At 54.9% G+C, this 6,504-nt stretch carries 7 protein-coding genes and 1 pseudogene; 6 read left to right on the top strand and 2 right to left on the bottom strand.

What is annotated here, in order from left to right; genetic code table 11:
• A pseudogene (locus Pla52o_RS26470) lies at nt 1-412 on the bottom strand (integron integrase); the annotation flags it as partial.
• Between the two features lie 788 nt (nt 413-1,200).
• Here Pla52o_RS26470 and Pla52o_RS27615 point away from each other — a divergent pair.
• The 3 genes from Pla52o_RS27615 (at nt 1,201) to Pla52o_RS26455 (ending at nt 3,102) form a co-directional block, all read left to right on the top strand.
• The gene (locus tag Pla52o_RS27615; RefSeq protein ID WP_231612686.1) at nt 1,201-1,890 is read left to right on the top strand and encodes a hypothetical protein; all 690 of its coding nucleotides are present in this window, start codon (nt 1,201-1,203) and stop codon (nt 1,888-1,890) included.
• Nucleotides 1,891-2,012: 122 nt separating this feature from the next.
• Entirely contained in the window at nt 2,013-2,678 is a 666-nt protein-coding gene (locus Pla52o_RS26460; protein WP_146597649.1) for a dual specificity protein phosphatase family protein, read from the top strand.
• Nucleotides 2,679-2,706: 28 nt separating this feature from the next.
• The gene (locus Pla52o_RS26455; RefSeq protein WP_146597648.1) at nt 2,707-3,102 is read left to right on the top strand and encodes a hypothetical protein; all 396 of its coding nucleotides are present in this window, start codon (nt 2,707-2,709) and stop codon (nt 3,100-3,102) included.
• Between the two features lie 210 nt (nt 3,103-3,312).
• Here the strand turns inward: Pla52o_RS26455 and Pla52o_RS26450 are convergent, their stop codons facing one another.
• Complete coding sequence (locus Pla52o_RS26450; protein WP_146597647.1) at nt 3,313-3,708, bottom strand: hypothetical protein; 396 nt, start codon at nt 3,706-3,708, stop codon at nt 3,313-3,315.
• Between the two features lie 90 nt (nt 3,709-3,798).
• Between Pla52o_RS26450 and Pla52o_RS26445 the strand changes: the two genes are divergently transcribed.
• From Pla52o_RS26445 to Pla52o_RS26435, 3 genes are all read left to right on the top strand, one after another.
• The gene (locus tag Pla52o_RS26445) at nt 3,799-4,251 is read left to right on the top strand and encodes a DMP19 family protein (RefSeq protein WP_146597646.1); all 453 of its coding nucleotides are present in this window, start codon (nt 3,799-3,801) and stop codon (nt 4,249-4,251) included.
• Nucleotides 4,252-4,487: 236 nt separating this feature from the next.
• Entirely contained in the window at nt 4,488-5,171 is a 684-nt protein-coding gene (locus Pla52o_RS26440) for a hypothetical protein (protein WP_146597645.1), read from the top strand.
• A gap of 540 nt (nt 5,172-5,711) precedes the next feature.
• Complete coding sequence (locus Pla52o_RS26435) at nt 5,712-6,179, top strand: hypothetical protein (protein WP_146597644.1); 468 nt, start codon at nt 5,712-5,714, stop codon at nt 6,177-6,179.
• Nucleotides 6,180-6,504 lie beyond the last annotated feature (325 nt).

The following is a 6,504-nucleotide window of genomic DNA, read 5'->3' as shown; positions in this document are numbered from 1 at the left end:
GTCCCGCGCGTCGCAGCGCCCGGCGGAACTCCTGGATCGCATCGGGCTCACGCGGATTGATTTTGCCGCCCGACTCCTCGATCGAGCCATCGCCCTCATCGCGGTTGCGCTCGATGACAATGATCTCGAGCATTTTTTCCCGCAAAGGAACTAGGTCATCGTCCGGCTTCTGCAGCACCAAACGGCGGTAGATCATCAAGCCACGAATGATCTTCATCCGCTTCCATGCCGGAAAGCCTGCGTCCCGCTTGCTTCTTAAGAAATCAATCACCTCGGCAGCGGTAAACTCCGTCGCTTGCTGATTTGACGGGCCGCTACGGCCATGGAACGTCGAGAATTGTTTGAACCAAATCTTGGCCCATCGCAGTTCCTGCTCCATTGACCCAGGTTTGATAAAGAGTTCCGATGCCATCGAGTCTGCCCTCCCAAGCGGTCCGCTCTGACGCAAACACTGGCAGCTTCGTCGCAGGCCAGACTCGTTGCGTAAAAGAATTCACGCTGGCCGCCGTGCCAACTCACGCGCCCTGCATCCTAGCACTCATCCGAGTCGCGGCAGACAATTAATCTGGAAGTTCAATGGATTGCATTGCTAGCGAAGCAAGCCTCGATGATTCCCATTCCAGCCTATCGGTTCTGGAGTTGCGCTAAACCTGAAGTTGTGCTAGTCCAGTTAAACCCAGCAAATCGCAACCCGACGCGATCAGAGAGGAGCCGAATCAAACGCGATGTCCGCTCGCTGCTGCAGCGAGCAATTCAAATACCGCCCCTGTTTTGCCAGGGTTGAAGGGGGGGGGGAGGGCGGTGGTGAGTCGGCACGTCCATGTTGTTGACCGCCGTTGTGAGACAGTGGTTCCGTCCACGATCCGAAAGTTCGATTTAAAACAAGGCCCTCCGTTGCAAGCGTCCCGCTCGAACCCTACTTCATCCTGCAGCCAACCGCGGTGAATCACCTTGATGTTTGGGAAAAAGAATTTGCTCAAGATCTGTCTGCGTCGTACCCCGCTACGAGGGATCCAGGACAGGGTGAGAATAAGCTTGACGGTAGGCCTGTAGCGGGTGAGAATAGCGGTGGCGGTCGCCCGCTCCGAAGAGGGGCACACTGTGAGAATAAGTTTGGATTCAGGGTGAGAATACCCTAAATCGACCTATTCTCACCCTCACTGACCGCAGAAACATAAGTTACCCGACTGAAGTTGACCCATGGCCAACCTCTACGAAAATTCGTTCTATCGACGTAAAATCTCAACGCGCAGGGGTGTTTGGACAACATGGACTGCGCCGCAAACGTGGAGCTCGTGGTTAATTCGTCCCGCGTCCGATGATGTGATCGCTGAACTCTCCTCGTGTGACTGTGTTTCAAACGTCACTGACGTGACCGACACGGTTTCAACGGGCGCTTTTGACCCGCCTTCCGGTCAATGGTCATTGCTCGTGCAAACCCCGCATCAGCGGTGGGCAACTTTCGCTGATCATTTGACATATAACGAATCGCTAGAACCGCTACGGGAACAATTTCCGGGCGACGTCCTTACTACGGGGGCGATTGACGATAGCGGAGTGTTTTATGTTCGCCTTTGGACGGCCGGATCGCAAAAATTAGAGCTGGTCACTGATGGCATGGGGTGGCCCATGCCGCCTGAAGACATCGATGACGATGACGAAGATGAAGAGGATTATCGATCGATCTTTGAGTTTGTTTCCGACAAACACGAACCGGACTGGCCTCATTCATTTGACCGTAGTGAACAGGCACACCAACAGTTGATCATCGAATTAGATGCATACGTCCCGCTTTTTCACTTCGCCGACAACGAACTTTGCTGTAGCTACGAACACCGCGATGCTGCGGACATGAAGAACATTGATCTTGTGTCTCTAGTCGAGTTCTAGGTAGAGGTGGGCGGGTAACCATCCGGTGCACCGAAGATCCGGTGGTTACAATTATGGCCATCACAACATCGTCCGCCGGATCTCGGTGACCGGCACCGTTACCCGACTGAAACGCGAACTGCATGAAATACGGACTTGCGTTTGCGATACTCGCTGTACTGATCGCAATCTATGCGATTCGCAACGGTGGCTGGTTCTACTTACTCTTATGGCCGGCTGTTTCGTTCGCTCTGGTCTCGGTTGCATACCTTTTCGCGAGCGTGTCAGTGTTTGGCAAACTTCCAAACGGAACGCTGCCGTTAGGTCGCTCGATTCTGCTTGCTCCGTTCCTCGCGTATCTCGCGCTCGTCTGGCACATCGTCCGTTACTTTTCCCGTGAACCGGCGTTCAACCAGTTGACGGACACCGTGTTCATTGGTCGCCGCCTCCTATCGCACGAACGCCGATCGGACTTCGACCACATCGTTGACTTGACGTGCGAATTTAGTGAACCTCCGGCACTTCGATCGTTGGGCTACATCTCGTTCCCGACTCTGGACGGACACTACCCGACCACCGATACCATGCGGCAGCGTGTTGCTCGCGTCGCTGAACTTGACGGGACTGTTTACATTCACTGCGCCCAAGGTCACGGCCGAACGGCGACGTTTGCGATCGCCTACCTGCTCCACCTCGGGCTTTCGGCGTCGGTCGATGATGCGGTAAACTATGTTCTTGAACGACGGCCCGACGCTCACCTCAATCGAACCCAGTATGCGATGCTGTGCTCGATTCACAACGGCGGGTAACCATGCCGTGGACACGGAGGACGGCATCGTGTTTTTACAATTGGAAACTTTACTCGCCGTCCCCGGTCACGGCGAACGTTCTGCCACTCGATTAATGTTCATCGATCCAGCCTACAACGCGATTGCCTTCATCGTCGCATTCGGAACCCTTCCGTTTGTAATCGCCGGCATTGCGTTGCAACTCCACCGCAAAAACACGCGGCACGTTTTTGCCAAACCGTTATTGCTGTTCGGTGCTGCTGTTGGCGTACCCGCTGCGGTTGCAATTTTGCGTGCCATCAATGTCTCGAAGTATCCGGAGACGGACTTCGTTTTCGGTGTGGTATTTGTGATCTGGCTTGCCTCGCTTGGTGGCTTGGCAGGCGCCATTCTTGATCGACTTCGATTTGGCCGCGGTTCACCTTCGCAATCTGATGTGATGTAGAATGCTGATTGCTCCGTCGCCGGTGACGCGTCACGTCCAGAAAGAGGCAGAACCATGGGATGCAACGGAGCGGCGGTGGTGCGGTTTCTCGTGAGATCAATGTCAACTCCCGCCGCCCGCTGATCCCTAACGTTCGTCGACTCTTTAACTTGAAATGTAAGGGCTACACATTGGACAACAATGACGAAAACGACCTGACGGATGCCATCGCTATCCTTCGGCAGGAACTGACAGCATTGGGTCATGTCGAGCTTCGGTCGCAATGCGTTCAAGTATTTGGGAAATCATCTCATCACGGCCCACCTGTGGAAGCGAACATGATCGAGGCAATAGTTCGTCAGGTTGAAAGCGAAATGGCACGTCAAGATGACCAATAGAAACACCAATCGATCGCAGCCTGCGGTTCCATTGAATTGCATCCAGCGTCATCTTGGCTTCGATCTCCACAATCTCCTCGTCTGACAGCCCTGAGATGTCTTGCGTAAGATCAGGCACGCCTTCGAGATAATTGGTCTTGGTGGCTTGATACTCCGCTGCGCTAAGCGGCATCTCCGACGAACCATCGGATGCACAGGAGACCTCAACTAACTCTTTTTCTGAACTCATAATATTTCTTTCGGTCCCCGTGATCCAGGGCGTTATCCGACTGAAACCCTTACCGTTTACCCGCTACCCAGTCCTGCGTGAACTTATCGGATGTTGGATTACTACGAACAACTGGAGCCGTACAGCGTTACCGCTGAATCGAAACTCGCCGAGTTCGGGGGCGAAGATACTGACGTTCGATTGCTTGCTGAACCATACCGTACAGTTGCGATTGTCTTCGCGGCGCAAGGCGTTATCGACAACGGAGGACTTACCTACTTCTTCGAGGCTGACTTTCCAACGTCGCCGCCCTACTCCCTGTTTTCCGACGCATATCGCCGGATCGGAATGCGGGCCGCCGCCGACGCGATTGATGACGCCGCCGCATCGTTCGGTCTCGATCGCCCCGAAGCCGACGCTCGTTTCCGGCGAGAGTTTATGAACTCTCAATTTGGCACGGAAGAAGGGGAGAGCAAGCTAGACATACAGTGGAATGACTGCATCTGTGGCGACAAGTCTGTCTGGAAGTCGCTTTATACTTGGGTAATGGCTAATGGCGGATAACGATCCCGATGCACGGGAGCGGGCCAGTGACCGCCTTGGCCGTTAGCGACTTTTTCCTTGCCCGCCCCGTGATCGGCGGCGTTCGTCGGCTAAGCAACATTTTCGGAGATGCTCCTATGAAGTGCGCTAGACTCTTGTCCGTCGTCGTTTTGCTCCCTGCGATATTGTGTGGTCAAGCCTTCGCGGATGGAGTTTTTCGTAAGCTGCCTTCGGACGGGTCGTGGGCGACGTATCGCATGTCGGAAGCATGGTCCGACGGCACGAAGCGCGAGATCGATGTAACGCTCAAGGCCTTTGGGGGAGAATCCGTTGATGGGACGGAATGCACTTGGATCGAAATCGTCTTTCAAACGCCCGATAAGAAAACGCGAAGAGCTTACGAGTTCTTGGCGCCAAACGATTGCTTGAAGACAGGGGCCGATCCATTACGCAAGGCGGTAGACGTCTGGGTACGCAAGGACGACGATCAATCCCGTCGAGATATGTCTTGGGACGATTTCCTGCCTCGTCTCTTCCTCGTCTGCCCACCAAGGATGGACAAACAGGATTTGCTGGACGAGACCGAGACCATGATGTTGGGGGGCGATGAACTCAAGTGCAATATCGTCACGGGAGTCGGAACCCAAAAATTCCCCGGCGAAACCACAACCACCAAATATCGACTAGCGACGAATGATGCGATTCCTTTTGGTGTAGCGCGAGCGACGTTATCTTTGCAATGCATCGGAAAGTGCGATCCTGATCCCAATGCGCAATGCAATCTGACCACCGGAACAGTCGTATTCGTGGTCACGGCTATCGGGAAGAACGCCAAGCCAGTCGTGCAGCTTGGGCGCCCAACTGCCGACGAACAATTGGATGCACGGGAGACCTCGTCGGCGTCGGAATTGAATGGCAAATCTACTCCTCGGTCCCCGTGATCCGGGGCGTTCGCCTACCGAGGTTGGTTTGACGTCTGGCGGGTAAGCATCTGCTGCGTTGACAGTCGGCGGTCTTCGCGCGGATGCAAGATTCGAGGTGCACCACGAACTGCGGGGCCAGGAAACCGATTGGTGCGAGAGGTTTGCGGTGATCGACCGGAAGATTTGACGACCGGAAAATTAGCTGCGGTCGTCTTCTAATCTTCCGGTCGTCCAATTTTCCGGTCGCCAACTTTCGGAGCGATACATCCTGTTGAGCGTTCGTGTCCGATGTGGTTGATTCGGTCCAGGCTACCAAGGGCAACTCTGATTGGCTTGCGATCGTGGGCCAAGTTATCGATTTGCCGGCAGTCTCTGCGCCCGATATGATTTGGGCTGAGTCAACTATGGTGGTTGATGTCCTTTCGCTGCAAGTCGGCGAACCATCGGATGCAGGCGAGCACGCGACCTAGCTGTTTGGTGATGGCATCGTCGCCAGCGCGTGCCGCCTGATCCGGACCGTTATCCGACTGAACAGCTCCGGACCTTACTCCTGAATTCATGCGACAACCTGTTGTACTTCGCTTCCCAATCTCCGCGTGCATCAAACACGGCATGGCGTTTTCGATCGCAACTGGGTGGGCATTGCTCTGGGGCTGGTTCGCATTTACCGGCTTCACAGATAGCCGCTGGATCGAATTCGGCAACATCGCAATCGCCACATTGCTTTCTTTCTTCTACGGTGTCCTGCTGGTGGACGACATCTTTCGCCGTGTCACACTGTCTGAGGCTGCGATCTGCACTCGTTCGCTCATTGGTCCGCAGCGCTGTATCGCGTGCGATGATATTGTGATCGTAAACGGCGGGGCTAGTGATATTCGCGTACACGCTCATGACGGGACACACATTTCATGCCCTTACAATCTGACTCCCATTCACGACGTTGCGAATTGGTTGCTTGACCTGCCGGGCGACCGGCTTGAGTGGTACATTGGGGACTGGGCGCATGATCTCAAAAACGGCGGATAACAATTTAGGCTTTGACATCGCGGAGCGAGGCACGAGCGGAGCCGATGTTCAAGGCCTTGGTTCAAGAAGGCCGGCGGAACGCTTTGACGATTCAGCGATCGCCTAGAGAATTCAAGAAGGGTTTTGCTTTCTTGTCGCGTGACCGCAGGACTGATGATGGTGGCGGAGATGGCCCGGGGTGCCACGTTGCAACCAGCGACTGGGCCGCTTTGTGCGTTTCCTGATTGTCTGCCAGTGCGGCTGCGGGCCTCGTTTTTCGCGACCTGCGCAGACCGTCTGCGACCGCACTCCTGGTGACGCTTCGTTTTTGACGGTTCGAACGATC

The sequence above is a fragment of the Novipirellula galeiformis genome (assembly GCF_007860095.1).
GTDB lineage: Bacteria > Planctomycetota > Planctomycetia > Pirellulales > Pirellulaceae > Novipirellula > Novipirellula galeiformis.
Note: the sequence above shows the minus strand (reverse complement) of the source record. Positions and strands in the feature narration are given on the sequence as shown.

Bases quoted from the DNA above. Each gene is read 5' to 3' on its own strand.
- Pla52o_RS27615 (WP_231612686.1), top strand. From the start codon at position 1,201: ATGGCCAACCTCTACGAAAATTCGTTCTATCGACGTAAAATCTCAACG.
- Pla52o_RS26460 (WP_146597649.1), top strand. From the start codon at position 2,013: ATGAAATACGGACTTGCGTTTGCGATACTCGCTGTACTGATCGCAATC.
- Pla52o_RS26450 (WP_146597647.1), bottom strand. From the start codon at position 3,708: ATGAGTTCAGAAAAAGAGTTAGTTGAGGTCTCCTGTGCATCCGATGGT.
- Pla52o_RS26445 (WP_146597646.1), top strand. From the start codon at position 3,799: ATGTTGGATTACTACGAACAACTGGAGCCGTACAGCGTTACCGCTGAA.
- Pla52o_RS26440 (WP_146597645.1), top strand. From the start codon at position 4,488: ATGTCGGAAGCATGGTCCGACGGCACGAAGCGCGAGATCGATGTAACG.
- Pla52o_RS26435 (WP_146597644.1), top strand. From the start codon at position 5,712: ATGCGACAACCTGTTGTACTTCGCTTCCCAATCTCCGCGTGCATCAAA.